General features: G+C 75.1%; 23 protein-coding genes. 17 read left to right on the top strand and 6 right to left on the bottom strand.

The features are described from left to right. Positions 1–16: 16 nt before the first annotated feature. Positions 17–1,762 carry an ABC transporter substrate-binding protein gene (locus tag ACTWO6_RS28485; protein ID WP_446216804.1) on the top strand — a complete coding sequence of 582 codons (1,746 nt, stop codon included), beginning with the start codon at positions 17–19 and terminating at the stop codon, positions 1,760–1,762. A gap of 81 nt (positions 1,763–1,843) precedes the next feature. Here ACTWO6_RS28485 and ACTWO6_RS28480 read toward each other — a convergent pair whose 3' ends face one another. After that, on the bottom strand, positions 1,844–3,991 hold the full coding sequence (locus tag ACTWO6_RS28480; protein WP_446216803.1) for a prolyl oligopeptidase family serine peptidase: 2,148 nt from the start codon (positions 3,989–3,991) through the stop codon (positions 1,844–1,846). An 87-nt stretch (positions 3,992–4,078) separates the two neighbouring features. Between ACTWO6_RS28480 and mshB the strand changes: the two genes are divergently transcribed. From mshB to ACTWO6_RS28465, 3 genes are all read left to right on the top strand, one after another. Then, positions 4,079–5,002 carry an N-acetyl-1-D-myo-inositol-2-amino-2-deoxy-alpha-D-glucopyranoside deacetylase gene (gene mshB / locus ACTWO6_RS28475; RefSeq protein ID WP_446216802.1) on the top strand — a complete coding sequence of 308 codons (924 nt, stop codon included), beginning with the start codon at positions 4,079–4,081 and terminating at the stop codon, positions 5,000–5,002. Between the two features lie 17 nt (positions 5,003–5,019). After that, positions 5,020–5,454, top strand: coding sequence for a hypothetical protein (locus tag ACTWO6_RS28470; RefSeq protein WP_446220804.1), 435 nt, complete (start codon positions 5,020–5,022; stop codon positions 5,452–5,454). 80 nt (positions 5,455–5,534) lie between these two features. Next, a complete protein-coding gene (locus ACTWO6_RS28465; RefSeq protein WP_446216801.1) occupies positions 5,535–5,999 on the top strand; it encodes a hypothetical protein in 465 nt (154 codons plus the stop codon). Between the two features lie 29 nt (positions 6,000–6,028). Here ACTWO6_RS28465 and ACTWO6_RS28460 read toward each other — a convergent pair whose 3' ends face one another. Continuing rightward, positions 6,029–6,988, bottom strand: coding sequence for a GNAT family N-acetyltransferase (locus tag ACTWO6_RS28460; RefSeq protein WP_446216800.1), 960 nt, complete (start codon positions 6,986–6,988; stop codon positions 6,029–6,031). A 79-nt stretch (positions 6,989–7,067) separates the two neighbouring features. Between ACTWO6_RS28460 and fdxA the strand changes: the two genes are divergently transcribed. Genes fdxA through ACTWO6_RS28435 form a run of 5 tightly spaced genes read left to right on the top strand, consistent with a single transcriptional unit; the run spans position 7,068 to position 10,902 of the window. Continuing rightward, positions 7,068–7,394 (top strand): ferredoxin, encoded by a 327-nt coding sequence (gene fdxA / locus ACTWO6_RS28455; RefSeq protein ID WP_007464872.1) that lies wholly within the window; start codon positions 7,068–7,070, stop codon positions 7,392–7,394. Beyond that, the gene (gene dapC / locus ACTWO6_RS28450; RefSeq protein ID WP_446220803.1) at positions 7,391–8,497 is read left to right on the top strand and encodes a succinyldiaminopimelate transaminase; all 1,107 of its coding nucleotides are present in this window, start codon (positions 7,391–7,393) and stop codon (positions 8,495–8,497) included. The genes fdxA and dapC overlap by 4 nt, the downstream gene beginning before the upstream one ends. Before the next feature lie 18 nt (positions 8,498–8,515). Next, the gene (locus ACTWO6_RS28445; protein ID WP_446216799.1) at positions 8,516–9,553 is read left to right on the top strand and encodes a prephenate dehydrogenase; all 1,038 of its coding nucleotides are present in this window, start codon (positions 8,516–8,518) and stop codon (positions 9,551–9,553) included. Between the two features lie 51 nt (positions 9,554–9,604). Then, complete coding sequence (locus tag ACTWO6_RS28440; RefSeq protein ID WP_446216798.1) at positions 9,605–10,255, top strand: SIMPL domain-containing protein; 651 nt, start codon at positions 9,605–9,607, stop codon at positions 10,253–10,255. After that, positions 10,255–10,902: a nucleoside/nucleotide kinase family protein gene (locus ACTWO6_RS28435; protein WP_446216797.1), complete on the top strand. Its 648-nt coding sequence runs from the start codon at positions 10,255–10,257 to the stop codon at positions 10,900–10,902. The genes ACTWO6_RS28440 and ACTWO6_RS28435 overlap by 1 nt, the downstream gene beginning before the upstream one ends. A 72-nt stretch (positions 10,903–10,974) precedes the next feature. On the opposite strand, the gene ACTWO6_RS28430 is transcribed toward ACTWO6_RS28435, so the two are convergent. Together ACTWO6_RS28430 and dapD are read right to left on the bottom strand one after the other, a co-directional pair. Continuing rightward, positions 10,975–11,532 carry a sugar O-acetyltransferase gene (locus ACTWO6_RS28430; RefSeq protein WP_446216796.1) on the bottom strand — a complete coding sequence of 186 codons (558 nt, stop codon included), beginning with the start codon at positions 11,530–11,532 and terminating at the stop codon, positions 10,975–10,977. A gap of 146 nt (positions 11,533–11,678) precedes the next feature. Further along, the gene (gene dapD / locus ACTWO6_RS28425; RefSeq protein WP_446216795.1) at positions 11,679–12,638 is read right to left on the bottom strand and encodes a 2,3,4,5-tetrahydropyridine-2,6-dicarboxylate N-succinyltransferase; all 960 of its coding nucleotides are present in this window, start codon (positions 12,636–12,638) and stop codon (positions 11,679–11,681) included. A gap of 24 nt (positions 12,639–12,662) precedes the next feature. On the opposite strand from dapD, the gene dapE reads away from it, so the two are divergent. Then, a complete protein-coding gene (dapE, locus tag ACTWO6_RS28420) occupies positions 12,663–13,736 on the top strand; it encodes a succinyl-diaminopimelate desuccinylase (RefSeq protein ID WP_446216794.1) in 1,074 nt (357 codons plus the stop codon). Between the two features lie 85 nt (positions 13,737–13,821). Here the strand turns inward: dapE and ACTWO6_RS28415 are convergent, their stop codons facing one another. Then, positions 13,822–13,989, bottom strand: coding sequence for a hypothetical protein (locus ACTWO6_RS28415; protein WP_446216793.1), 168 nt, complete (start codon positions 13,987–13,989; stop codon positions 13,822–13,824). 155 nt (positions 13,990–14,144) lie between these two features. On the opposite strand from ACTWO6_RS28415, the gene ACTWO6_RS28410 reads away from it, so the two are divergent. The 7 genes from ACTWO6_RS28410 (at position 14,145) to ACTWO6_RS28380 (ending at position 25,530) form a co-directional block, all read left to right on the top strand. After that, positions 14,145–14,999, top strand: a complete 855-nt coding sequence (locus ACTWO6_RS28410; RefSeq protein ID WP_446216792.1) for an LOG family protein — start codon at positions 14,145–14,147, stop codon at positions 14,997–14,999. A 4-nt stretch (positions 15,000–15,003) separates the two neighbouring features. After that, on the top strand, positions 15,004–15,549 hold the full coding sequence (locus tag ACTWO6_RS28405; RefSeq protein ID WP_446216791.1) for an LOG family protein: 546 nt from the start codon (positions 15,004–15,006) through the stop codon (positions 15,547–15,549). A 143-nt stretch (positions 15,550–15,692) separates the two neighbouring features. After that, positions 15,693–19,403: an ATP-dependent helicase gene (locus tag ACTWO6_RS28400; protein ID WP_446216790.1), complete on the top strand. Its 3,711-nt coding sequence runs from the start codon at positions 15,693–15,695 to the stop codon at positions 19,401–19,403. After that, entirely contained in the window at positions 19,400–23,125 is a 3,726-nt protein-coding gene (locus tag ACTWO6_RS28395) for an ATP-dependent helicase (protein WP_446216789.1), read from the top strand. The genes ACTWO6_RS28400 and ACTWO6_RS28395 overlap by 4 nt, the downstream gene beginning before the upstream one ends. Before the next feature lie 201 nt (positions 23,126–23,326). Further along, on the top strand, positions 23,327–23,530 hold the full coding sequence (gene cspE / locus ACTWO6_RS28390) for a transcription antiterminator/RNA stability regulator CspE (protein WP_007464836.1): 204 nt from the start codon (positions 23,327–23,329) through the stop codon (positions 23,528–23,530). A gap of 218 nt (positions 23,531–23,748) precedes the next feature. Then, a complete protein-coding gene (locus tag ACTWO6_RS28385; protein WP_446216788.1) occupies positions 23,749–25,152 on the top strand; it encodes a DEAD/DEAH box helicase in 1,404 nt (467 codons plus the stop codon). 186 nt (positions 25,153–25,338) lie between these two features. Further along, on the top strand, positions 25,339–25,530 hold the full coding sequence (locus ACTWO6_RS28380; RefSeq protein WP_446216787.1) for a hypothetical protein: 192 nt from the start codon (positions 25,339–25,341) through the stop codon (positions 25,528–25,530). A 24-nt stretch (positions 25,531–25,554) separates the two neighbouring features. On the opposite strand, the gene ACTWO6_RS28375 is transcribed toward ACTWO6_RS28380, so the two are convergent. Next, entirely contained in the window at positions 25,555–25,998 is a 444-nt protein-coding gene (locus tag ACTWO6_RS28375; RefSeq protein WP_446216786.1) for an RrF2 family transcriptional regulator, read from the bottom strand. Positions 25,999–26,002: the final 4 nt, after the last annotated feature.

The following is a 26,002-nucleotide window of genomic DNA, read 5'->3' as shown; positions in this document are numbered from 1 at the left end:
TCCCGGAGGAGTGAGTATGCGAGCAAGATTCGTCACCGCCATGGGCGGTGCGATCGCACTGGCGGTTGCCCTCGGTGCGTGCAGCAAGAACACCGGCGACAACGCCGACAGCGTGGACACCAACAAGCCGCGCACCGGCGCCATCGCGACCGACCCCAAGGACTCCCTCGGCCCGGCGCCGGAGGTGCCCGGCGCGGCCAAGGGCGGGACCTTCTACATCCTGCGGGAGAACAAGATCTCCCACCTGGACCCGCAGCGGGTCTACTCGTTCGCCGGCCTGATGGGGAGCCAGCTCTACGCCCGCTACCTCACCACCTTCAAGGACGACGGCAAAGGCAACGTCACCCTGGTCGGCGACCTGGCCGAAACCCCCGGCACCAACGTGAACAACGACTGCAAGGTCTGGGAGTTCAAGATCAAGCAGGGGGTGAAGTTCGAGGACGGCCGGCCGATCACCGCCAAGGAGGTCGCGTACGGCATCGCCCGCTCGTTCGACCCGGACCTCACCGGCGGCCCGACCTACCTGCAGGAGTGGCTGGCCGACACCCCCCAGTACGACACCAAGTGGAACTTCAAGGCCAACAAGACGTCGCTGCCGCCGGGGTTGAGCACGCCGGACGAGCGGACGCTGCGCTTCGAGTTCAACAAGCCCCGCTGCGACCTGCCGTTCGCCGTGTCGCTGCCGGCCACCGCCCCGCTGCCCGCGGACAAGGACACCGGCGTCGACCTCGACAAGCAGCCGTTCTCGTCCGGGCCGTACAAGATCACCAAGCACACGCCGGGCGTGGAGATGGTGCTCGAGCGTAACGAGAACTGGGACCCGGCGACCGACCCGGTGCGCCACCAGTACCCGGACAAGTTCGTCTGGTCCTTCGGCGCGGACAACACCACCCAGACCAACCGGGTGCTCGCCGGCACCGGCAACGACGCCGCCGCGGTGGCCACCGGTGGCGTCCCGTCCGAGCTGATCGCCAAGGTCACCGGCGACGCCGCGCTCAAGGAGCGGATGATCGTCGCTGCGACGCCGAACGCGTACCGGCTGAGCATCAACACCACCCGGGTCACGGACCTGGCCGTGCGGCAGGCGATCAACTACGCGATCGACCGCAGCAGCATCACCAAGAACCTCGGCGGCCCGTACGGCGCCGTGCCGCTCACCACGCTGCTGCCGCCCACCACGCTCGGCTACAAGAAGTCCGACGTCTACCCGGCCGGCGAGACCGGCAACCCGGAGAAGGCGAAGGAACTGCTCGCCGGCAAGAGTGTCAGCCTGGTGCTCGGCACCTCCGACGACACCCCCTCCCAGGAGACGGCGACCCAGGTCAAGAACGCTCTGCAGAAGGCCGGCTTCACGGTCACGATCAAGCCGATCCCCGAGGACGGTTACCTCGACGCGGTGAAGAAGAAGACCAACCCGTGGGACATCTGGGTCGACTCGTGGGCGGCTGACTGGCCCAGCGGCGCCTCGATCCTGCCGGTGCTCTTCGACGGCCGCAACATCAAGCCCGAGGGCAACAGCAACACGTCGCAGCTCAACAACGACGCCATCAACGCGGAGTTCGACCGGGTGCTCGCGCTCGACCCGGCCAAGCAGGCCGACGAGTGGAGCAAGCTGGACGAGCGGCTCATGAAGGAGTCGGCGCCGGCCGTGCCGCTGTACAACGAGGTCGTCTCCGTCGCCCATGGCGACAAAGCCGGCGGAGTCTTCATCGGCAGCATCTTCGGCTGGCCCGCCTTCGTGAACGCCTACGTCAAGCAGTAACACCGCACGGACTGCCCCCGGTCGACAGCGTCGTCGGCCGGGGGCAGTCGTCTGCCGGCCCGGTTGCCGACGGGGCCCTCCTCACCGCAGATGGGTGCGGAGGAAGTCCAGTTCCAGCTTCAGCAGGCGCTCGGCGGTGCCGCCGGCGGCCAGATGGGTCGCCCCGGTCAGCGGCAGCACCGCGTGCGGCCGCCCGGCGGCCAGCAGCGCCGCCGAGAGCCGCAGCGTGTGCGCGGCCAGCACGTTGTCGTCCACCAGGCCGTGCACCAGCAGCATCGGCCGGGCCTGCTCCGGGCCGCCGACCGGCTCGGCGGCCAGCTCCACCAGCGAGTGGTGGGCGTAGACGTCCATCCCGTCGTCCGGCAGGCCCAGGTAGCGCTCGGTGTAGGCGGTGTCGTACAGCATCCAGTCGGTGACCGGCGCGCCGACGATCGCGCACCGGAACAGCTCCGGGTGGCGCAGCACCGCCAGCCCGGCCAGCCAGCCGCCGAACGACCAGCCCCGCACGGCCACCCGCTCCAGGTCCAGGTCCGGGTGCTTGTCCGCCAGGGCGGTGAGCGCGTCCACCTGGTCGGCCAGGATCACGTCGGCCAGCCGCCGGTGCACCGCCTTCTCGAACGACGGGGCGATCCCCGGGGTGCCCCGGTTGTCGACGGTCACCACGGCGAAGCCCGAGTCGGCCCACCACTGCCGCTCCAACCAGGCCGCCCGGGTGGCGATCACCTCCTGGTGCCCGGGACCGCCGTAGACGTCCAGCAGCACCGGCAGCCGGGTGCCCTTGACGTGGTCGGTCGGGTAGAGCACCGCGGTCGGCAGCCGCCGGTCGGTCACCCGGACCAGCGTCGGCCTCGGCGCGTACGGCGGGGTGGCGGCCAGCGAGCGGAGCTGCGCCACCTCCCGGTCGCCGTGCCAGACCGACCACCTGGTCCCCGGATGCTCCAGCGAGGCGGTGCCGACCACCAGCGTCGAGCCGCCGATCGCGGCGGTGTGCCAACCCGGGTCGCCGCTCATCCGGCGGGCGTCCACGCCGCCGCCGATCGCCGTCCGCACCCGGAACAGGTGCCGCTGGCTCGGTTCGCCCTCGCTCGCCTCGACCAGCAGGTCCGCCGGGCCGTTCGGGCCCGCGGGCAGCCGGCCCACCACCCGGCGTACGTAGAGCGACGGCGGGGTGAGCAGGGTGCCGTCGGCGAAGAGGCAGCGGGCGTCGTACCCGTCGTGGGCCAGCTCCCCGCCGACCAGCACCCGCCCGTCCGGCAGGTGGGCCGGGGTGCCCGGGACCGGCTCCACCCAGCGCGGGTCGGCCAGCTCGGCGTGCACCTGGGTCTCCCCGGTACGCGGGTCGACCGCGAGCACCAGGCCGTGCTGCTGGGACCGGCGCAGCACGGTGATCAGCGGCCCGCCGTCCGCCCAGTCCACCGAGGTCAGGTACGGGTAGGTCTCGCGGTCCCAGTGCACGTCGACCCAGCCGCCGTCCAGGTCGAGCAGGTGCAGGCTGACCTCCGCGTTCGGGCCGCCCGCCCGGGGGTACGCGACGGTCGTCGGCGGGCTCGCCGGATCGGCCGGGTCGTGCAGGTGCCAGTGGGGCAGCCGGGACTCGTCCACCCGCGCGGCCAGCACCGAGCGTCCGTCCGGGGCCCACCAGTAGCCGCGGAACCGGTCGAACTCCTCTGCCGCGATGTGCTCGGCCAGACCCCAGGTGACGCCGCTGTCCTCGCCGGCCAGCAGGGTGTCCGTGCCGTCGGACTCGACCACCCGGAGCTGCCCCCGGCGCACCCCCTCGGCGGCGTCGGTGACGTAGGCCAGCCGCTCCCCGGTCGGATCCGGCCGGGGGTCGATCACCGGGCCGACGGTGGTCACCTCGACCACGTCGCCGTGCACCAGGTCCGCCCGGAACAGGCGGCCGGCCAGCGGGAACACCGCCACCCGGCCGGCCGCGTCCAGGGCGTACGAGCCGATGCCGGCGGCGCTGAGCCGCAGCCGTTCGCGCAGCGCCCGCTCGCCCGGCGCCAGCGCGGCCGGGTCGGCGTCCGACTCGAGCAGGGTCGCCGGGTCGGCGACCAGCCGTTCCTCGGCGGAGGCGACGTCCAGCAGCCAGAGCGCGTCGGCGGGATCCTCGGGACCGGACGAGCGCAGGAAGATCACCCGGGAGCCGTCGTCGGCGACGGAGACGGCGCGCGGCGCCCCGTGGCTGAACCGGCGGGTACGGGCGGCCAGCTCGGGAAAGTCCACAGTTCGGATCGTAGAGCCGCGTCGGGCGTGATGTGGCCGACCTGCGTGGACGCGTCCGCCTCGGTCGGAGGAGGACCGCCGGTTAGAGTGACGGTCGTGACGACGCTGCCCGACCGCCGCCTGCTGCTGGTCCACGCGCACCCCGACGACGAGTCCATCGGCACCGGCTCGACCATGGCCCACTACGCCGCGACCGGCGCCCACGTCACGCTGGTGACCTGCACGCTGGGCGAGGAGGGCGAGATCCACGTGCCGGAGCTGGCCCAGCTCGCCGCGGCCGAGGCCGACCAGCTCGGCGGGTACCGGATCGGCGAGCTCGCCGCCGCGTGCGCCGCGCTCGGCGTCACCGACCGCCGCTTCCTCGGCGGCGCCGGCCGCTACCGCGACTCGGGGATGATGGGGCTCGCCACCAACGAGCACCCCCGCGCCTTCTGGCAGGCCGACCTCGACGAGGCCGCCGGGCACCTGGTGGAGATCATGCGGGAGGTCCGCCCGCAGGTCATGATCACGTACGACCCGAACGGCTTCTACGGGCACCCGGACCACATCCAGGCGCACCGGGTGGCGATGCGGGCCGTCGAGCTGGCCGCCGCCGAGGGGGTCGCCCCGGCGAAGGTCTACTGGACGGCCATGCCGCGCAGCGTGCTGGAGGCCGGCCTGAACCACTTCGTGGAGGCCTCGGACAATCCCTTCGCCGGCATCGACAGCGCCGACGAGCTGCCCTTCGGCACGCCCGACCCGGAGATCGCCGCGCGGATCGACGCCACCGAGCAGCACGCCGCCAAGGAGGCGGCGATGCGGGCGCACGCCACCCAGATCCCGGCCACCTCGTGGCTCTACTCGATCGCGGGCAACTTCGGGGCGGAGTTCATGGGCGTCGAGTACTTCACCCTGGCGGTGGGGGAGAAGGGCCCGGGCAACGGCCCGTACGGCTGGGAGGACGACCTCTTCGCCGGCCTGCCGGTGGACGGGCCGGACCGGTCCCCGGTCGCGGCGGCCGGCCTCCGGTGACCCTGCCGACCGCGCCGATGTCGGTCGTACCGGAGCAGGAGCCCGCCGCGCCGCCCGCGCGCCCGCGGCCGGCGCTCGACCTCGCGCTCCGAGTCGCCGGCGGCGTGATCGCCGCGCTCGCCGGGGTGCTCTCGGCGGTGCTGGAACTGCTGCTGGCCACCGTGCGGGTGGGCGGCCAGCTGATCGGCGTGTCGGCGCTGGTGGCGATCGGCGCCGGCATCGCGGTGAGCTGGTTCGCCCACGAGGCGGTCGGCACCCGGTGGGCGGTCGTGCTGCCCGCCCTGCCGTGGTTCGCGCTGATGGCGGTGGCCTCGGTCCGGACCACCGAGGGGGACCTGCTCGTCTCCGGCGACAACTGGGTAGGGCTGGCGATGATCGTCGCCGGGGCGATGACGTTCGCGGTGATGGGTTTCCGGCAGATCCTCGCGCCACCCGCCCGCCACGACGGGTGATGACGGCACACAGGTTGTGATGGTAGATATTCCTGCCAGAAGTCCCGCCGTCCGGCGGGCGGTGCGGCGGGAGGTGTGCGATGAGGCAGCGATGGCGCGCGGTGGGTCTGCTCGCGATGGCGCTGTTCGCGGTCAACGTGCTGGCCCGGCTGGTCATCAGGTTCGGTTTCGACGGCGACGACACCGCCGCCGACCGGGTGTCCCTGGTGATGTTCGTGGTGATCGGGCTGATCCTCGCGGCGGTGGCGTTCCGCTGGGGGCGTGACCGTCCGGTGGCCCGCTGGGCCGGTGACCTCGCCGCCGCGGTGGGCGTGGCGCTGGCGCTGACGGTCTTCGTGGCCCCGCTGCTGGTCGGCGAGAACCCGTTCGGCGGTGGTGCCGGGCTCTTCTTCGCCCAGATCTGGCTCTACCTGGCCGCCACGGCTGCGGGCGTGCTGGTCGGCTACCTGACCCTCACCGCGCTCGGCCTGGACCACCGCTCCCAGCAACTCAAGCGGTACGCCCAGCTCAAGGCCGCCAAGCCCCGCCGGGTCGTCCGCCGCTGACCGCGCCCACCCTCGGCCCGGGGCGCCGGTCAGTGCGGGGCGACCCGGGTCAGGTAGGTGTGGTGGGTGGTGAAGCCCAGCCCCCGGTAGAGGGCCACCGCCGGGCTGTTGCGCTGCTCGACCTGGAGGAAGGCGTGGCTGGCCCCCTCCGCCGTGCCCCACTCGACCAGGGACCGGATCACCCGGCCGGCCAGCCCCTGCCGCCGCGCCTCGGGCAGCACCTCGATCAGGGTCAGGCCGAGCCAGCGCCCCTGCCCGGTGACCGTGCCCCGGCCGACGGCGACCAGCCGGCCGTCGGCGTGCACCTGGGCGAAGCGGACCCGGTCCACGGCGGTGAGCACGTGCCGGGCGGCGTCCGGCAGGCCGCCCTTGCGGCCGGCGGCGACGGCCAGCCAGTCGTCCGAGGGCGCGGCCGCCAGCTCGACCGGCGGCAGGCCGGCGCGGGCCGGCGCGGTCGCCGGCAGCGCGGCGAGCGCGACGGTCTGCACCAGCACCGGCGGTCGGGCGCCCCAGCCGCGCCTGTCCAGCTCGGCGCCGACCGGCGCGGCGAGCGGCAGCGGGGTGTTGACCATGGCCAGCTGGCCGTGGTCGGCGTACCAGCGCTCCACGGCGTCCAGGGCGGCCGGGAGCGGGCGGTCCGGGTCGCCGACCGGGAGCGCCGAGTTCGCCCGGCCGGTCCAGCCGGCGGCGCTGCGCAGCAGCCAGTCGCCGAGCCGACCGCGGACCGGGGCGGGCCACGCCTCGTCGGCGGCCAGCTCCAGGCCCGTCACGGCGGTGGCGGTCGGCCGGCGGGCCGGCGGCACCCGCTTGGCCCGGTGCACCTCGCCGACCGGGACCCGCAGCCGGCCCTGGGTGGTCGCCAGCGTGATGTGGGTCTCGCTGAGCTCGACCAGCTCCCCGAGGGCGTCGGAGAAGAGCGGCCGGCCCTCGCGAATCCCCACAATCCGGCGGACCACGATCCGGTGTCCCACGTCCTGCTGCCGGAGCACGATGCACCCCCTCCCCGGCGAGATACTAGGCTCTTACCGTCGCGGGTGATCGCGGCGAGTCTTGCGGAGGAGAAGACCGGTGACCTACATCATCGCCGAGCCGTGCGTCGATGTGCTCGACAAGGCATGCATCGAGGAGTGCCCGGTCGACTGCATCTACGAGGGCAATCGGATGCTCTACATCCACCCCGACGAGTGCGTCGACTGTGGTGCCTGTGAGCCGGTCTGCCCGGTCGAAGCGATCTTCTACGAGGACGACGTCCCGGAGCAGTGGAAGGACTACACCGGGGCGAACTACGAGTTCTTCGAGGACCTCGGCTCGCCCGGCGGCGCCTCCAAGATCGGCAAGGTGGAGAAGGACGCGACGTTCGTCGCCGCCCAGCCGCCGCGCGGAGAGGGCCACTGAACCGGCCCGCGCCGGTCTCGTCGCGGCTGCCCGACTTCACCTGGGACACCCTGGACGCCGCGGCCGCGACGGCCGCGGCGCACCCGGACGGTCTGATCAACCTGTCCATGGGCACGCCGGTCGACCCGGTGCCCACGGTGATCCGGCAGGCGCTCGCCGACGCGTCGGACGCCCCGGGCTACCCGTTGACCGCCGGCACCCCCGCGCTGCGGGACGCCATCGCGGCCTGGGTCGCCCGGGCCTGCGGCGCCGGCGTCGACGGGCTCGGCGTGCTGCCGACGATCGGCTCCAAGGAGCTGGTCGCCTGGCTGCCCACGCTGCTCGGCGTCGGCCCCGGTGACGTGGTCGTGGTGCCGTCCGTGGCCTACCCGACGTACGAGGACGGGGCGCGGCTGGCCGGCGCCACCACCGTCCGCACCGACTCGCTGACCGCGCTCGGTCCCACCCCCCGGGTACGCCTGGTCTGGGTCAACTCGCCCGGGAACCCGACCGGGCGGGTGCTGCCCGCCGCCCACCTGCGCAAGGTGGTGGACTGGGCGCGCGAGCGCGGCGCCGTGGTCGCCAGCGACGAGTGCTACCTGCCGCTGGGCTGGGACGCCGAGCCCGTCTCGATCCTCTCGCCCGATGTCTGCGGCGGGTCGTACGACGGCGTGCTGGCGGTGCACTCGCTCTCCAAGCGCTCCAACCTCGCCGGCTACCGGGCCGGCTTCGTCGCCGGGGACCCGGCGCTGGTGGCCGAGCTGCTCAAGATCCGTAAGCACGCCGGCATGATCGTGCCCGCCCCCGTGCAGGCCGCGATGGTGGCCGCGCTCGGCGACCAGGCGCACGCCGACGCCCAGCGGGAGCGCTACCGGGCCCGCCGCGAGCAGCTGCGCGCCGCGTTCATCGACGCCGGCTTCACCGTCGAGCACTCCGAGGCCGGGCTCTACCTCTGGATGACCCGGGACGAGGACTGCTGGGAGACCGTCGACTGGCTGGCCCGCCGGGGCATCCTGGTCGCCGCCGGGGTCTTCTACGGCCCGGCCGGCTCCCGGCACGTCCGGGCGGCGCTGACCGAGTCCGACGCGCACATCGCGGCGGTCGCCGGCCGGTTGCGCGGCTGACCCGGGACTGCCGCCGCGATGACTGACGGGGTGACGGATCCGCGTCCGGTCCTCGGCGAGCGTACGGCCGCGGTGGTCGGCACCGGACTGATCGGCGGGTCGGTGCTGCTGCGGCTGCGCGCGGCCGGGCTCGACGTCGCCGGGTGGGACCCGGACCCGGCCACCCGCCGGTACGCCCACGGGCAGGGCGTGGTCTGCCCGGACACCCTGGAGCAGGCGGTCGCCGGCCGGGACGTGGTGTTCCTCTGCGGCCCGCTGCCCAGCCTGCCGGGGACGCTGTCCCGGGTCGCCGCCGCCACCGACGAGCACTGCGTCCTCACCGACGTGGGCAGCACCAAGGCGGAGGTGGCTGTCGCCGCCATGGCGCAGGGGCTGGGGCACCGGTTCGTCCCCGGTCATCCGATGGCCGGCGCCGACCGCGCCGGTCTCGCCTCCGCCACCCCGGCGCTGCTCGACGGGGCGGCCTGGGTGCTCTGCCCGACCGGGTCGGGGATGGCCGCGTTCCGGCGGCTCGCCGCGCTGATCATCGACGTCTTCCGGGCCCGGGTCGTGCCCATGTCCGCGGCGGAGCACGACGTGGTCGCGGCCCTCTCCTCGCACGTGCCGCACCTGCTGGCCGGCGCGCTGGCCGGGGCGGTGCAGCGGTCCGCGCTGCGCGAGGCGGTGCTCGCCCTCGCCGCGGGCAGCTTCGCCGACGGAACCCGGGTGGCCGGCGGCCCGCCCGACCGGACCGCGAACATGCTGCTCGCCAACCGGGGACCGGCGCTGACCGGGCTGGATGCGGTGCGCGCCGTCCTCGACGAGCTGGCCGACGCGGTGCGGGCCGGTGACCGGGCCACCCTGACCGCCCTGCTCGACGAGGGCCGGACCACCCGCACCGCGGTGCGGGGGCGGGCCTTCACCGCCCACCGGCGGGAATTCCCGGCCGCGGTCGACCACGCCGGGGAGCTGGCGTACCTGCGGGGGCTGGGCGCGGCCGGGGGCCACCTGACGGAGTGCCGGGTCGAGGCGGGGGGCGTCGTCTACACCGCCCACCTGCCGGCGCCGCCCGGCTGAACGGCGGCCCGCACCGCCGCGCTCGGATTAACGCGCGGCTAGGGTGAGGGCATGGCGGACGCACCGGTCGTGGCGGTACGCGGCGAGGCGTACCGGGAGGTCGCCCCCGAGCTGGCCGAGTTCACGGTGACCGCGACCGCCCGGGACCGGGACCGGGAGACCACGTTGACCCGGCTGGCCGAGCGGGCCGCCGCGGTCCGGGTGCTGCTCGACTCGGCCGGCCCGGCCATCGAGCGGCGGGAGACCGGTCAGCTGCGGGTCTGGCCCGAGACGAAGCGCTCGGGCGAGCGGGTGGTGGCGTACCACGGCACGGTGGGCACCACCGTCACCGTCACCGACTTCACCGCGCTCGGCGAGCTGATGCTGCGGCTGGCCGACCAGGACCAGGTCGAGGTGTCCGGCCCGTGGTGGTCGCTGCGGCCGGACAGCCCCGCGTACCGGGAGGCCCGGCGGGCCGCGATCGCGGACGCCCTGGCCCGCGCCCGCGAGTACGCGGAGGCGCTCGGCGCCCGGGTGACCGCCCTGCTGGAGCTGGCCGACACCGGTACGGGGGCTCAGCCGATGCTGACCCGCGCCGCGTTCGGCAAGGGCGCCGGCGGGCCGGCCGGCGGCGCGCCGGAGCTGGAGCTCGACCCGCGCGCGCAGACGGTGCAGGCCGCGGTGGAGGCGCGCTTCACCATCAGCGAGCCGGTGCTCGGCTGATGCCTCCGGCGCAGGTCCTGTCCTTCGACGAGCTGGCGGCCCGGGCGCGGGCCCTCGCCGACGACGGTCCGCGGCAGCTGCTCGGCATCGCCGGCGCGCCCGGGGCGGGCAAGTCCACGCTGGCCGAGCGCCTCGTCGCGGCGGTCGGGCCGGCCGCCCGGCTGGTGCCGATGGACGGCTTCCACCTCGCCCAGTCCGAGCTGGTCCGGCTCGGCCGGCAGGAGCGCAAGGGCGCACCGGACACCTTCGACGCCAACGGTTTCGTCTCGGTGCTGCGCCGCCTGCGCCGGCTGGAGCCGACCTCGGTCTGGGCGCCGGCGTTCCGCCGGGATCTGGAGGAGCCGGTCGCCGGGGCGATCGAGGTGCCGCCCGAGGTCCGGCTGGTGGTGACCGAGGGGAACTACCTCCTGCTGCGGGACGAGCCGTGGGAGGAGGTCCGCACCCTGCTGCACGAGATCTGGTTCCTCGATCTCGACGCCGAGCTGCGGCTGCGCCGGCTCACCGCCCGGCACGAGGCGTACGGGAAGTCGCCGGAGCAGGCCCGTGCCTGGGCGCTCGGCAGCGACGAGGCCAACGCGGCCGTGGTGTCCGGCACCGCCGGCCACGCCGACCTGGTGGTCCGGCTGGCCGAGCCCCCGCCGGGGTGACGGCCCCGCACGGCGGAGTTCCCGTGTCGTCGAGCCACCCCCGTTCGGCCTGTTTTCGCAGGTGGGGTGGGGTCAGGCGAGTTCGCGTACCACCCGGGCGGGGTTACCGAGCGCGACCACGTTGGTCGGGAGGTCCTTCGTCACGACGGCTCCCGCGCCGACCACCGTGTTCTCGCCGATGGTGACCCCGGCGAGGACGATGACCCCGCCGCCGAGCCAGACGTTGTCCCCGATGGTGATCGGCTCGGCCGCCTCCCACTTGGCCCGGCGCGGCTCCGCCTCGACCGGGTGGGTGGCGGTGAGGAGTTGGACGTTCGGTCCGATCTGGACGTCGGCGCCGATGGTGATCCGGGCGACGTCGAGGAAGACCGCGTTGAAGTTGACGAAGCTCCGCGGGCCGATGTGGGTCTGCCAGCCGTAGTCGCAGTGGAAGGGTGGCCGGACCCAGGCCTCCTCGCCGAGCGAGCCGAGCAGTTCCCGCAGCGCCGCGAGCCGGCCCTCCGGGTCCTCCGCCGGGCTGGTGTTGAAGCGTTCGGTCAGCCGGACGGCCCGGTCCAGGTCGGCGATGATCTCGGGGTCGTCGGCGATGTACGCCTCGCCGGCGAGCATGCGTTGCCTCATGGAGCTCACCGGGTGATCATGCCTGGGCCGCCCGCCAATTCGTACCCGGACGGCCATCCTCGTGGCGTCACTCCGCCTACCCGGTAGGCGACGCGGACGGCCCGGGCGGCGGCCGTGACCGGGGCCGGGGTGGTCGCCCCGGCCCCCGGCTCGGCTCAGTCGTTGGCGTGCAGGGCGGCGTTCAGCTCGATGCCCCGGCCGCTGCGCTGCTTCGCCTCCAGCGCGCCGGTGACCGAGTTGCGCCAGAAGAGCAGCCCGTCCACGCCGGAGAGCTCGCGGGCCTTGACCACCCGGCCGTCCGGCAGGGTGATCTTCGACGCGGCGGTGATGTAGCAGCCCGCCTCGACCACGCAGTCGTCGCCGAGCGAGATGCCGACACCGGCGTTCGCGCCGACCAGGCTCCGCTCGCCGATGCGCACCTTCTCGGTGCCGCCGCCGGAGAGGGTGCCCATGATCGAGGCGCCGCCGCCGATGTCCGAGCCGTCGCCGACCACCACGCCCTGCACGATCCGCCCCTCCACCATCGAGGTGCCCAGCGTGCCGGCGTTGAAGTTGACGAAGCCCTCGTGCATCACGGTGGTGCCGGCGGCCAGGTGCGCGCCGAGCCGGACCCGGTCCGCGTCGGCGATCCGCACGCCGGAGGGGACCACGTAGTCGGTCATTCGCGGGAACTTGTCCACCCCGTACACGGCCAGGTGGCGGCCGGCGCCCCGTTCGATCACGCGCAGCTCGTCGACGCGCTCCGGCGGGCACGGCCCGGCCGAGGTCCAGGCGACGTTGGCCAGCTTGCCGAAGATGCCGTCGAGGTTCAGCTCGTTGGGCCGCGCCAGGCGGTGGGAGAGCAGGTGCAACCGGAGGTACGCGTCGGCGGCGTCCTTGATCGGGTCGTCCAGCGACCCGATCGCGGTGACCACCTGGACCGTACGCAGACCGGGCAGCGCCCGCTCGCCGACCGCGCCCGGCGGCAGGTCCAGTACGTCGGCCTGGTCCTCCCCGGGGACCAGCGGCAGCTCGCCGAGGCCCAGCTTGCCGGTCGGGTACCAGGCGTCGAGCACCTGATGGTCAGCGGTCACGGTGGCGAGGCCGATGCCCCAGGCAGACTGTGCGTTGGTCACGATTTTGACGGTACCGTGCCCAGCATGGAGAACCCGTTGACCCCCGAGGTCTTGGCTGATCCGGTGGCGCTCACCCGCGCCCTGGTCGACATAGAGTCCGTGTCCCTCAACGAGAAGGCCATCGCCGACTGCGTCGAGGAGGTGCTGCGCGAGGTGCCGCACCTGACCACGTTCCGGCACGGCAATACGGTGATGGCGCGTACCGACTTGGGCCGGGCGCAGCGGGTGGTGCTCGCCGGCCACCTGGACACCGTGCCGCTCAACGACAACTTCCCGTCCACCATGCGCGGCGACCTGATGTACGGCTGCGGCACCTCCGACATGAAGTCCGGGGTGGCGTTCGCGCTGCACCTCGCGGTGACCCTGCCGGACCCGCGCTACGACGTGACGTACTTCTTCTACGAGGCCGAGGAGATCGAGTCGAAGTACAACGGGCTCACCCTGGTCGCCGAGGCGCACCCCGAGTGGCTGGAGGCGGACTTCGCGGTGCTGCTGGAGCCGACGTACGGGATCGTCGAGGCCGGGTGCCAGGGCACCATGCGGGCGATCGTCACCACGCACGGCGAGCGGGCCCACGCGGCGCGGTCCTGGCACGGAGTGAACGCCATCCACGGTGCGGGCGAGGTGCTGAACCGGTTGCGGTCGTACGAGGCGCGGCGGGTCACCATCGACGGCTGCGACTACCGGGAGGGCCTGAACGCGGTCCGGATCACCGGCGGGGTGGCCGGCAACGTCATCCCGGACCGGTGCGAGATCGAGATCAACTACCGGTTCGCCCCGGACCGCGACCCGGCGGCCGCCGAGGCGCACCTGCGGGAGGTCTTCGCCGGCTTCGACCTCGAGGTGACGGACGCGGCGGCGGGCGCGGCCCCCGGCCTGGACGCGCCGCCGGCGCAGGAGTTCCTGGCGGCGGTGGGCGCGGCCCCGATCGGCAAGCTGGGCTGGACGGACGTGGCCCGGTTCGCGGCGATGGGGATCCCGGCGCTGAACTTCGGCCCCGGCGACCCGAACCTGGCCCACCACAAGGATGAGCACGTCGAGCTCACCAAGATCCGCGACGGCGCCGCGACCCTGCACCGCTGGCTGGCCCCGGCCTGACCGTCGCCGAAAACGATCAAGAGGTTTGCGTCACCGGATCCCGGTCCGGGTGACGCAAACCTCTTGATCAACGTGTGTCGACCGGTCAGCCGGCCGGGGTGAGGGACTGGTCCGCCGCGGGGCGGGGCTCGGTCGGGTCACCGGTGAGGTCGTGGGCCTCCAACTGGCGGGCGCGGCGGCGCTCGGCCACCACGTCCCGGATCCGCCGCTGCATCTGTCGCCGGATCCGGATCATCTCGCTGTTACTGATCACGCTTGCTCCTCCCCCGAAGGCGCGCGCCGGGGCATACCCGGTATGTGAATAGTAAGACGTACGAGCGACAGAATTAGTTGCCCAAGATCGCGAACTATTTCCCCGGCTCGCCGGCCCGCACACCCGGCCGCCCCGGCTCCACTACGGTGGCTCCCATGAGCCAGAGCAACGGGGGGCAGCAGCCCGGCCCGGACCGGGGACGGGAGCGGCACCGGGGCGCCGTCACGCTGCGCCGCGGCGCCATCCCGACCAGCACCGCCGACCAGCGGCTGCTCGACTCCCGGGGGCGCGGCGACTGGAAGACCAAGGACGCCTGGCGGGCGCTGCGCATCCTGTCGGAGTTCGTCGAGGGCTTCGACACCCTCGCCGACCTGCCGCCCGCGGTCAGCGTCTTCGGCTCGGCCCGCAGCATGCCGGAGAGCCCGGAGTGCCGGATGGCCGAGGAGCTGGGCGGCGCCCTTGCCCGGGCCGGGTACGCCGTGATCACCGGCGGCGGTCCCGGCGTGATGGAGGCGGCCAACCGGGGGGCCAGCGAGGCGGGCGGCCTCTCCGTCGGGCTCGGCATCGAGCTCCCGTTCGAGCAGGGGCTCAACGACTGGGTCGATCTGGCCATCGACTTCCGCTACTTCTTCGCCCGCAAGACCATGTTCGTCAAGTACGCGCAGGCGTTCGTCGTGCTGCCCGGGGGCTTCGGCACCATGGACGAGCTGTTCGAGGCGCTCACGCTGGTGCAGACCGGCAAGGTCACCCGCTTCCCGGTGGTGCTGATGGGCGTGGACTACTGGCGCGGGCTGCTCGACTGGCTGCGCGACAGCATGACCGCCGAGGGCAAGATCGGCCCGTCCGACCTGGAGCTGATCTGCCTCACCGACGACGTCAACGCGGCGGTCCGGCACATCGTGGAGGCCGAGGCGGTGCTCTCCGCCGAGCAGGAGGCGGTCCGCGAGGAGGCGGTCGCGCGCAAAGAGGCCGACCAGCGGGCCGCCGCCGACGAGGGCGGGAAGGGCTGACCGGGTGGCCGCGATCTGCGTGTTCTGCGCGTCCTCCCGCACCCTCGACCGGCGCTGGCTGGACCTGGCGGCCGAGACCGGCGCGGAGGTCGCCCGGCGCGGGCACACCGTGGTCAGCGGGGGTGGCTGCGTCGGGATGATGGGTGCGCTGGCGGACGGGGCGCGGGCCGCCGGCGGGCCGACCCTCGGCGTCATCCCGCAGGCCCTGGTCGACCTGGAAGTCGCCGACCTGGCCTCCGACGAGCTGCTGGTCACCGACGGCATGGCCAGCCGCAAGACGCTGATGATCGACAAGTCGGACGCCTTCATCACCCTGCCGGGTGGTCTCGGCACCCTCGACGAGCTGTTCGAGGTGTGGACCACCGCCACGCTTGCCATGCACGCCAAGCCGATGGTGCTGGTGGACGCCGACGGCTTCTACCGCCCCCTGCTCGACTGGCTGCACACCCTGGCCGACCGGCACTTCCTCAAACCCGCCGGCCTCAACCTCCTCACGGTGGCCAAGTCCGTCCCCGAAGCCCTCGACATCCTCGAATCCCGCCTCGTCTGACGCCCCGCCGTCCCCGTTGATCATGAAGTTGTCGTCATCGATGCCGGCGTGTCGTGGCGACAACTCCATGATCAACGTGAGCTGGGGCGGGAGGGTGAGGTGGGGGTGGGGGAGCTGTCGTACGGGCGTGGTGGGATGAGCTGATGCAGGCGTACCGGCTGGTGCGTCGGCCCGCCGAGGCGGCCCCGGGGGACGGGCGGTCCGGCGGGGTGGCGCGGGGGGACGGTCGGTCCGGAGGGACGACCGCGGCGGAACGCCGGCCCGAGGGGTCGGCGGGCGATGCCGCGCACCCCGCGGCGCGGCAGGTTGACCCGGTGCAGGCCGAGGTGGTGGCGCACACCGACGGGCCGATGCTCGTCGTCGGCGGTCCCGGCACCGGCAAGACCAGCACCCTGATCGAGGCGGTCGCCGCCCGGGTCGCCGAGGGCGTCGACCCGGAGCGCATCCTGGTGCTCACCTTCGGCCGGCGGGGCGCCACCGACCTGCGCCACCGGATCGAGGCGCGGATCGCCGGGGACGGGCACCGGGTGGTCCGCGAGCCGCTGGTGCGGACCTTCCCGGCGTACGCCTTCGGCCTGCTCCGGCGGGCCGCCGCCGAGCGGGGCGAGCCGTCGCCCCGGCTGCTCACCGGCCCCGAGCAGGATCTGATCATTCGCGAGCTGCTCGACGTGGTCGGCGAGGAGCCGGAGGACGACCCGGTCGGCTGGCCGGAGGACCTGCGCCCCGCGCTGCGCACCCGGGCGTTCGCCGCCCAGCTCCGCGACCTGCTGATGCGCGCCGCGGAGCGCGGCGTCGGCCCGGTCGAGCTGGCCCGGCTGGGGGAGAAACTGGGCCGCGCCGACTGGCCGGCCGCCGCGCGCTTCCTCCGGGAGTACGTCGCCGTCCTCGCCCTGCGCGACGTGAGCAACCGCGGCTCGGTGGCGTACGACCCGGCCGAGCTGGTCCGGGCCGCCACCGGGATGCTGCTCGACGATCCGGAGCTGCTGGCCGCCGAGCGCCGCCGGCTCGCCCACGTCTACGTCGACGAGCTGGCCGATACCGACCCCGCCCAGCTCGACCTGCTCGCCGTGATCGCCGGCGGCGGCAAGCCCCTGGTCGCGTTCGCCGACCCGGATTCGTCCACGTACGCCTTCCGCGGCGCCGACCCGGCCGGGGTGACCACCTTCCCGCACCGGTTCCGCACCGCCTCTGGCGCGCCGGCCGCCCAGGTCCTGCTCACCACCTCCTACCGGGCCGGCCCCGGGCTCCTGGCGGCCACCGCGCGGCTGGGCCGCCGGCTGCGCGGCCCGGCGGCGCACCGCAGGCTCCGCCCGCTGCCCGACGCCGCGCCCGGCTCGGTCGAGGTCCGCACGTTCCGCTCGGCCACCAGCGAGTCGGCCTGGCTGGCCCACGCGCTGCGCGAGGCCCACCTGCTCGACGGGGTGCCCTGGTCCCGGATGGCGGTGCTGGTCCGCTCGACCGGCCGGCAGCTGCCGTCACTGCGCCGTGCCCTGCACACCGCCGGCGTGCCGACCGTCGTGCACGGCGAGGACCTGCCGCTGCACCTGCAACCCGGGGTGGCGCCGCTGCTGCTCCTGCTCCGCTGCGCGCTGGAGCCGGCGCGGCTGGACGAGGAGTCCGCGGTCGCCCTGCTGCACTCGCCGCTCGGCGGCGCCGACCCGCTCGCCGAGCGGCGGCTCCGCCAGGGGCTGCGCGCGCTCGCGCTGGCCGGCGGCGACCGGCGGCCCTCCGGCGAGCTGATCGTGGAGGCGCTGCGCGACCCGGCCGAGCTGGCCGCGATCGACCGGCGCTGGGCGGCGCCCGCACAGGCGGTGGCGGCCCTGTTGGAGACCGCCCGGCAGGCCGCGGCCGCCCCCGGCGCCACCGCCGAGGACGTGCTCTGGGCGGCCTGGCGGGAGAGCGGCCTGGCCGAACGCTGGGCCGGGGCGATCACCCGGGGACGGGCGGCCACCGGGGAGCACGAGACCGCCCAGCGCTGGCGGGCCGAGGCGGCCGACCGGGACCTCGACGCGGTGCTGGTGCTCTTCGACGCGGCGGCCCGGTTCACCGACCGGCTGCCCGGCGCGCGCACCGAGGTCTTCCTCGACCACGTGCTCGGACAGGACCTGCCGGCCGACACCCTGGCCGCCAGCGCCGACCGGGGCGACGCGGTCCGGCTGCTCACCGCGCACGCCGCCAAGGGCCTGGAATGGGATCTGGTCGCGGTCGCCGGAGTGCAGGAGGGCGTCTGGCCGGATCTGCGGCTGCGCGGCAGCCTGCTCGGCTCCGAGCGGCTGGTCGACGTGCTCACCGGCCGGGCGGACGGCGCCGGCACCCGGGTCAGCATGGTGGGGCAGACCTCGGCGCTGCTGGACGAGGAGCGCCGGCTCTTCCACGTCGCGGTCAGCCGGGCCCGGCACCGGCTGCTGGTCACCGCGGTCGCCTCGGCCGCCGTCGGCGGCGACGACCACGAGGAGCAGCCGAGCCGCTTCCTGCACGAGCTGGGCGCCACCGAGCCACCCGCGACCGGCGCCGGCCCGACGTCGCCCGACCCGAAGCCTGCCGACCCGACCCCTGCCGGACCCGGGGGCGCCCGGCCCGATGCCGACCCCGCTGCGCGTGACGGCGCCGAACCGGCTCCGGGTCGGCCTGCCGGGCCTCCCGGCGACGGCGCCGTCCTGGCCACCGAAGTCGGCCCGGCGGGCCGGGCCGTCGAGCGGCGGGCCGGGCCGGACCGGCCGGGCGACGGCGCCGCCTTGACCGTGCCCGGGGCCGACGGCGGCCACCCGGGTGACGACGCGGCGCTGGCCGTCGAGGGCGAGCCGCGCGACGACGGCGAAGCCGACCGGCCCGGCGCGCTGCCGGTCACCCTCCCGCCGCGCGGGCTCACCCTGTCGGCGCTGGTGGCGGAGCTGCGTACCGCGGTCACCGACCCGGCGGCGCCGCCGGCCCGGCGGCGCGTGGCGGCGGCCGAGCTGGCCCGGCTGGCCGCCGCCGGGGTCCCCGGCGCGCACCCCGACGACTGGTGGGGGCTGCGCGGCCTCTCCGACGACCGGCCGCTGGTGGACGAGGGCGAGCCGGTCCGGGTCACCCCGTCCGCGATGGAGAGCGCGCTGCGGTGCAGCCTGCGCTGGCTGCTGGAGCGGCACGGCGGCAGCGGCCCGGCCAGCGCCGCGCAGGGGGTGGGCAACCTGGTGCACGCCGCCGCGATGCTCGCCGAGGACGCCAGCGTCGACCGGACCGCCCTGCTGGAGTACGTGGCCGCCCGCTTCGACGCGATCGAGCTGGCCGCCCGCTGGATGGTCGGCCCGGAACGGGCCCGCGCCGAGGCGATGGTGGACAAGCTGCTCCGCTGGCTCGCCGGCAACCCGCGCCGGCTGCTCGCCATCGAGCACGAGTTCGCGGTCCGCCTCGACGACCCGCAGCGGCCCGTCGAGCTGACCGGCCGGGTGGACCGGCTGGAAATCGACGCCGACGGCCGGCTCGTGGTGATCGACCTCAAGACCGGCAAGTCCACCGCGGTCACCGAGCGGGAGGTCGCCGAGCACCCGCAGCTCGGGGCGTACCAGGCGGCGGTGGAGGCGGGGGCGTTCGCCGAGTTCGGCGACGAGCCCGGCGGCGCCGCGCTGGTGCAGCTCGGCACCGGTGCGAAGGACGCCAAGGAGCAGACCCAGGCCGCGGCCGGGGAGGGCCCGGAGGCCGGCTGGGCGACCGCGCTGGTCCGGCGCACCGCCGATACGATGGCCGCCGCCACCTTCGCCGCGGTCGCCAACTCGAAGTGCCGGGTCTGCCCGGTCCGCACGAGCTGCCCGGTGTCCGGGCAGGGCCGCCAGGTCGTCGAACCGCCGACCACCCGCCGCCCGGAGAGCCCGTGACCCAGCCGACCCTGTTCAGCACCGCGACCCCGGCGCCCCGGACCGCCGACTCCGGGCCCCGCTACACCCCGGTCGAGCTGGCCAAGCTGCTCCGGTTGCCGGCGCCCACCCGGGAGCAGGCGGCGATCATCGCCGCGCCGGTGGAGCCGCTGCTGGTGGTCGCGGGCGCCGGCTCCGGCAAGACCGAGACGATGGCCGCCCGGGTGGTCTGGCTGGTCGCCAACTCGTACGTCCGACCCGAGCAGATCCTCGGCCTCACCTTCACCCGCAAGGCGGCCGGCGAGCTGGCGCACCGGGTGCGTACCCGGCTCGACCAGCTCATCCGCCGGCTGGGCCGGCAGGGGCGCGACGCGCACGACGACCCCCTCGCCGGCGAGCCGACCGTCTCCACCTACCACTCGTACGCCGGCCGGATCGTCACCGAGCACGGGCTGCGCGCCGGCTACGAGCCCACCACCCGGCTGCTCACCGAGGCGTCCCGCTGGCAGCTCGTGGATCTGCTGGTGCGCAACTACGACGGCGACATGTCCGACGTGGACCGGATGCCCAGCACCATCACCGACGCGGTGCTGGCCCTCGCCGGGGAGCTGGACGAGCACCTGGTCGACCCGGACGAGCTGGCCGCCTGGACCGGCCGGTTCTTCGCCGACGTGCAGTCCCGCCCCGGCCGGGTCTACGCCGACGTGCGGAAGGCCCTCGCCGTCCAGCAGACCCGGCTGCGGCTGCTCCCACTGGTCCGGGCGTACGCCCGGCGCAAGGACGACTTCGAGGCGATGGACTTCGCCGACCAGCTGGCCCGGGCCGCCCGGGTGGCCCGGGACCACCCCGGTGTCGGGGTGATCGAGCGGGACCGCTTCCGGGTGGTGCTGCTCGACGAGTACCAGGACACCAGCCACGCCCAGGTGGTGCTGCTCAACGCGCTCTTCGGCGGCGGCCACCCGGTCACCGCCGTCGGCGACCCCTGCCAGTCCATCTACGGCTGGCGGGGCGCGAGTGCCGGCACCCTCGACCGCTTCCCGGGCGACTTCGCCCGCGCCGACGGCGCCCCGGCGGACGTGCTGAGCCTGACCACCAGCTGGCGCAACCGCCCGGAGATCCTCGGGGTGGCGAACGCGCTGGCCACGCCGCTGCGGGCCGCCGGCGCGCAGGTGCCGGAGCTGCGCGCCGCGCTCAGCGTCAGGGAGCCGATCCCGCACCGCAGCCCGCGCGGCCGGGCCGCCGGGACCGTGCACTGCGCGCTGCTCCACACGTACGCCGACGAGGCCGAGTGGATCGCCGACAGCGTCCTCGGCGCCTGGCGCGGGGCGGCCCGGATGCCCGGGGCGCTGCCCGAGCACATTCCGGTGCCGCAGCGCCCCACCACCGCCGTGCTGGTCCGGCTGCGCAGCCAGATCCCGGCCATCGAGTCCGCGCTGCGTGCCCGCGGGCTGCCGGTCGAGGTGGTCGGCCTGGGCGGGTTGCTGGACACCCCCGAGGTCCGGGACGTGGTCTGCACGCTGCGGGTGCTCGCCGACCCGACCGACGGGGCGGCGCTGCTGCGGCTGCTCACCGGGGCGCGCTGGCGGATCGGGCCGCGTGACCTGGTGGCCCTGCACCGGCGGGCCCGGTCGATCGCCCGGTCCCGCCGGGAGCTGACCGGCGACGACGGGCCGGAGATCGCCGTGGACGTGCTGGACGAGGCCACGCTGGTCGAGGCCCTGGCCGACCTGGGACCCGCGCAGGCGTACTCGGCGGAGGGGTACGCGCGGCTGCGCGCGTACGGGATGGAACTGGCCCTGCTGCGGTACCGGCTCGACCAGACGCTGCCGGAGCTGATCGCGGACATCGAGCGGACCATCGGCCTGGACGTGGAGGTGGCGGTCCGGGCCGGCCGGGACGGCGCCGGCGACGCCGGCCTGGCCCGCGGCCACCTCGACGCCCTCGGTGACGTCGCCGCCCGGTTCAGCGGCGAGACCCCCGGCGCGACCCTGGCCGGCTTCCTGTCCTTCCTCGCCGCCGCCGAGGACGAGGAGCGCGGGCTCGCCCCCGGCGAGGTCGAGGTGGTGGAGGGCGCGGTGCAGATCCTCACCGCGCACGCCGCCAAGGGCCTCGAGTGGGACGTGGTGGCGGTGGCGGGGCTGACCCGGGGCGTCTGGCCGGGGCCGGTCCGCAACTCCGACCACTGGCTGGGCGGCCTGGGCGTGCTGCCGTTCCCGCTCCGGGGCGACGCCGACGGGCTGCCCGAGCTGGGTCTGGCCGCCGCCGAGGACCAGCGCGGGGTGGCCCGTGCGGTGGAGGACTTCACCGACGCCTGGCGGGCGCACGACGAGCGGGAGGAGCGCCGGCTGGCGTACGTGGCGGTGACCCGGCCCCGGCGGCTGCTGCTCTGCTCCGGGTACTGGTGGGGGGAGGGGACGAAGCGGTTCCGCGGGCCCTCGGTCCTCCTCCGCGAGGTGCACGACGCCTGCCTGGACGGCGGGGCCGGGCACCTGGTCGACGAGTGGGCGCCGGAACCGCCCGGCGACGCGGTCAACCCGACCACCGAGGTGGTGCTCCGCGCCGAGTGGCCCGCCGACCCGCTGGGCGCCCGCCGGCCGGCGCTGGCCGAGGCCGCCGCCCTGGTCCGCCGCTTCCTCGCCGACCCGGAGGCGGCCCGCCGCGCACCCGCCGCTCCCGAGGCGGCCCACCCCGAGCGCGCCGAGCCCGAGGAGGCGCGCCGTGAGCTCGCTCACCCCGAGGCGGCCCGCCGTGAGCTCGCTCACCCCGAGGCGGCCCGCCGTGAGCTCGCCCACTCCGAGGCGGCCCGCCGTGAGCTCGCTCACCCCGAGGCGGCCCGCCGTGAGCTCGCCCACTCCGAGGCGGCCCGCCCCGAGCGCGACGACTCCGTGGCGACCCGCCCTGAGCCCGCCGACCCGGAGGCGGCTCGCGGTGAGCCCGGCGGCCCGGCGGCGGCCGGGGCGGCCCGGGACGGCGTCGCCGGACCGCCGGGCGGCGACGTCCCGGCCGCCGACGGCGCGGACGACCCGGAGGTGGGGCGGTGGCGGCGGGAGGCGGACCTGCTCCTCGCCGAGCGGGCCGAGCTGCTGCGGCGGGCCGACGCGGTCGAGGTGGAGCTGCCCGGGCACCTCTCGGTGACCCAGCTGGTGGCGCTGCGCCGCGACCCGGGGGCCCTCGCGCGCGCCCTGCGCCGCCCGCTGCCCACCCAACCCAACCCGTACGCCCGCCGGGGCACCGCCTTCCACACCTGGCTGGAACAGCGCTTCGGCGCCGACCGGCTGCTGGACGTGGACGAGCTGCCCGGCGCCGCGGACGACGACGCGGCCCCCGACGAGGCGCTCACCGAACTGCAGGAGCGCTTCCTGGCCAGCGAGTGGGCCGACCGGATGCCGCTGGAGGTGGAGGTGCCGTTCGCCACAGTGATCGCCGGTGTGGTGGTGCGGGGGCGGATGGACGCGGTCTTCGCCCGGCCGGGCGGCCGGTTCGACGTGGTCGACTGGAAGACCGGCCGGCAGCCCGCCGGGCGGGAGGCCGAGGTGGCGGCCGTGCAGCTCGCCGTCTACCGGCTGGCCTGGGCCGAGCTGGCCGGGGTGCCGGTCGAGCGGGTGGGCGCCGCGTTCCACTACGTGCGGGACGGCGTCACCGTCCGCCCGGCCGACCTGCTCGACGCCGACGGGTTGACCGTGCTGATCGCCGGCGTACCGGAAATTTCGCCGGACGGCCCCGCGTTACGTAATCCGTGGTAGGTTAGGCGCGTTGCAGTTTTGGTTTCCAGAGACTCTGTGTGCGCCTGGCGGATTGTGGCCCCAGGCGCTCTTTGTTGTGTCCGGAGTTCTCCGGGCGGGGCGACCAGCAGCGACAGGCGATTCGCGCAGTTCCGCGCGGAGCGCTCCTCTTCGAGCCCGCAACAGGTGCGGGTTCGACGTTCCGTCAAGGAGACGAAACAAATGGCTATTGGCACCGTCAAGTGGTTCAACGCTGACAAGGGCTTCGGCTTCATCACCCCGGACGGCGGCGGCGCCGACGTCTTCGCCCACTTCTCGGCGATCCAGTCCTCCGGCTACCGGAGCCTGGACGAGAACCAGCGGGTCGAGTTCGAGGTGACCCAGGGCCAGAAGGGCCCGCAGGCGGAGAACATCCGCCCGCTCTGATCTTCGGATCACCCAGCACCATCCACCGCGCCCTCAGGGCGCGGTGACGGGACCGGTCCGCCGCGCCGCCCACCCGCTCCGGCGGGGCGCGGCGCGCTGCGGCGGACCGGCCCGTACCCCCTTCGGTTCGTGCTTGTGAGTCGCGACGGGTTTCACCGCCGACGACAGCGCTTCGGCGCCCTCCCTCGACACGTGCCGCGTCGAGGAAGGCATTCCGCATGACCATGACCATTCCCACCTTCGCCGCGACCGGGCTCGCCCCGGCGCTGCTCACCGAGCTCGCGACGCAGGGCATCACCGAGCCGTTCCCGATCCAGTCGGCGACCCTGCCGGACTCGCTCGCCGGCCGGGACGTACTGGGCCGGGGTCGTACCGGCTCCGGCAAGACGCTCGCCTTCGGGCTGCCCCTGCTGCACCGCACCGCCGGCCGCCGGGCCCGCCCCGGCCGCCCGCTCGCGCTGGTGCTGGTGCCGACCCGGGAGCTGGCCCAGCAGGTCACCACCGCGCTCGCCCCGTACGCACGAGCCCTCGGGCTGCGCTGCGCCACCGTGGTCGGCGGCCTGTCGCTGCAGCGGCAGGCGGACGCGCTGCGCGCCGGCGCCGAGGTGGTCGTGGCCACCCCCGGTCGGCTGCACGACCTGATCAACCGGGGTGACGCCCGCCTCGGCGAGGTCGCCATCACCGTGCTCGACGAGGCCGACCAGATGGCCGACATGGGCTTCCTGCCGCAGGTCACCAAGCTGCTGGAGCAGGTCGCCCCGAACGGCCAGCGGATGCTCTTCTCCGCCACCCTGGACGGCGGCGTGGACCGGTTGGTCCGCCGCTTCCTGAGCAACCCGGTCTCGCACTCGGTCGACCCGGGCACCGCCACGGTGACCGCGATGACCCACCACGTGCTGCACGTCGACGCGATCGACAAGCCCGCCGCGCTCACCCAGATCGCCGCCCGCGAGGGCCGCACCATCCTGTTCATGGGAACCAAGCACCGCGCCGACCGGCTGGCCCGTCAGCTGCTCTCCAAGGGGGTACGCGCGGCCGCGCTGCACGGCGGCAAGTCGCAGCCGCAGCGCACCCGGATCCTGGAGCAGTTCCGCACCGGACAGGTGACCGCCCTGGTCGCCACCGACGTGGCGGCCCGGGGCATCCACGTGGACGGCCTGGACATGGTGGTCAACGTGGACCCGCCGACCGAGGCGAAGGACTACCTGCACCGGGGCGGGCGTACCGCCCGGGCGGGGGAGTCCGGCAGCGTGGTCACCCTGGTCCTGCCCGAGCAGCGCCGGGACGTCACCCGGCTGATGAGCGTGGCCGGCATCAAGCCGCAGTCGACCCAGGTCCGCCTCGGCGACGAGGCGCTGGCCCGGGTGACCGGCGCCAGGGAGCCCTCCGGCGTACCGGTGACGATCACCGTGCCCCAGCCGGCGGCCGCCCCGCGGGGCGGGTCGACCCGGGGCCGTCGCGGGGCCGGCGACGGTTTCCGCGCGGCCGGCACCGGCGGTCGTACCGCCGGCGAGACCGGTCGTGCCGCCGACGGCGGTCGCTCGGTCGCCTCCGGCGAGGCGTCCGGCCCGCGGCCGGCGCACCGCGCCTCCGGTCGCCGCCGTCGCCCCCGCACGGCCTGACGCTCGTCCCGCTCCCGCGTTGATCAGATCTTGAAGTGATTCGGCCCCTTCGGGGGCCGTTTCGCTTTGAGTCGGGGATCAGCGGGGGTTGCGTCCGATGGGCGACTGTCGTGGGCGCCCTCTTCGCCGAGGCTGGCAGCCGGGGGGAAGAGGTCGGGCCGGGCGGCCGGGCGTGGAGGGGGGACCATGGCGCGCGAGACCGGCTCGGGGGCACTGCGCGAGCTGCTGCTGGTCGCCGCGGTCGCGGGGGCGGGGTTGCTGCTCGCCGTGGTCGCGGCGTTCGGCCCCTGGCATCCGACCTCCGACAGCACCGCCCGGGCCGGGCTGGTCGAGTTGCACAGCCCGACCGGGCGGGCCACCGGACCGACCGCGAGCTGAGCGGATCCTGTGGCGCCCCCAGCGTCAGCGGGTCGGGGCGCGGTCCGTGAGCAGGTCGGCCAGGGTGGTCCGGTCGACGACCAGGGCGATCGCGCCGTCCACCGCGAGCCAGACCTCCCGCAACCCGGTGGCCACCCCGTGGTAGCCGGCGCGGTCCGCCGGCAGGCCCCGCACGCTGGTCAGCGAGCCGCCGACCGCGCGCAGCACGTCGCCCACGCTGATCCGGTCGGCGGTGCGGGTCAGGGCGTAGCCGCCCTCGGTGCCGCGGTGGCTGTGGAGCAGCCCGGCCCGCCGCAGGTCGAGCAGGATGCCCTGGAGGAAGCTGAGCGGGATGTCCTGGCTCTCGGCCAGGCTCGCCGCCTTGACCAGCTCGCCGCCACCGGTGGCCTCGCCGTTGGGGGACCCGGCGGTGTCGGCGACGGCGAGCATGGCCCGGAGCGCGTAGTCGGCTCTCGCGGAGACGTACACGGGC

It is taken from the genome of Micromonospora sp. IBHARD004, from assembly GCF_052814115.1.
Note: the sequence above shows the minus strand (reverse complement) of the source record. Positions and strands in the feature narration are given on the sequence as shown.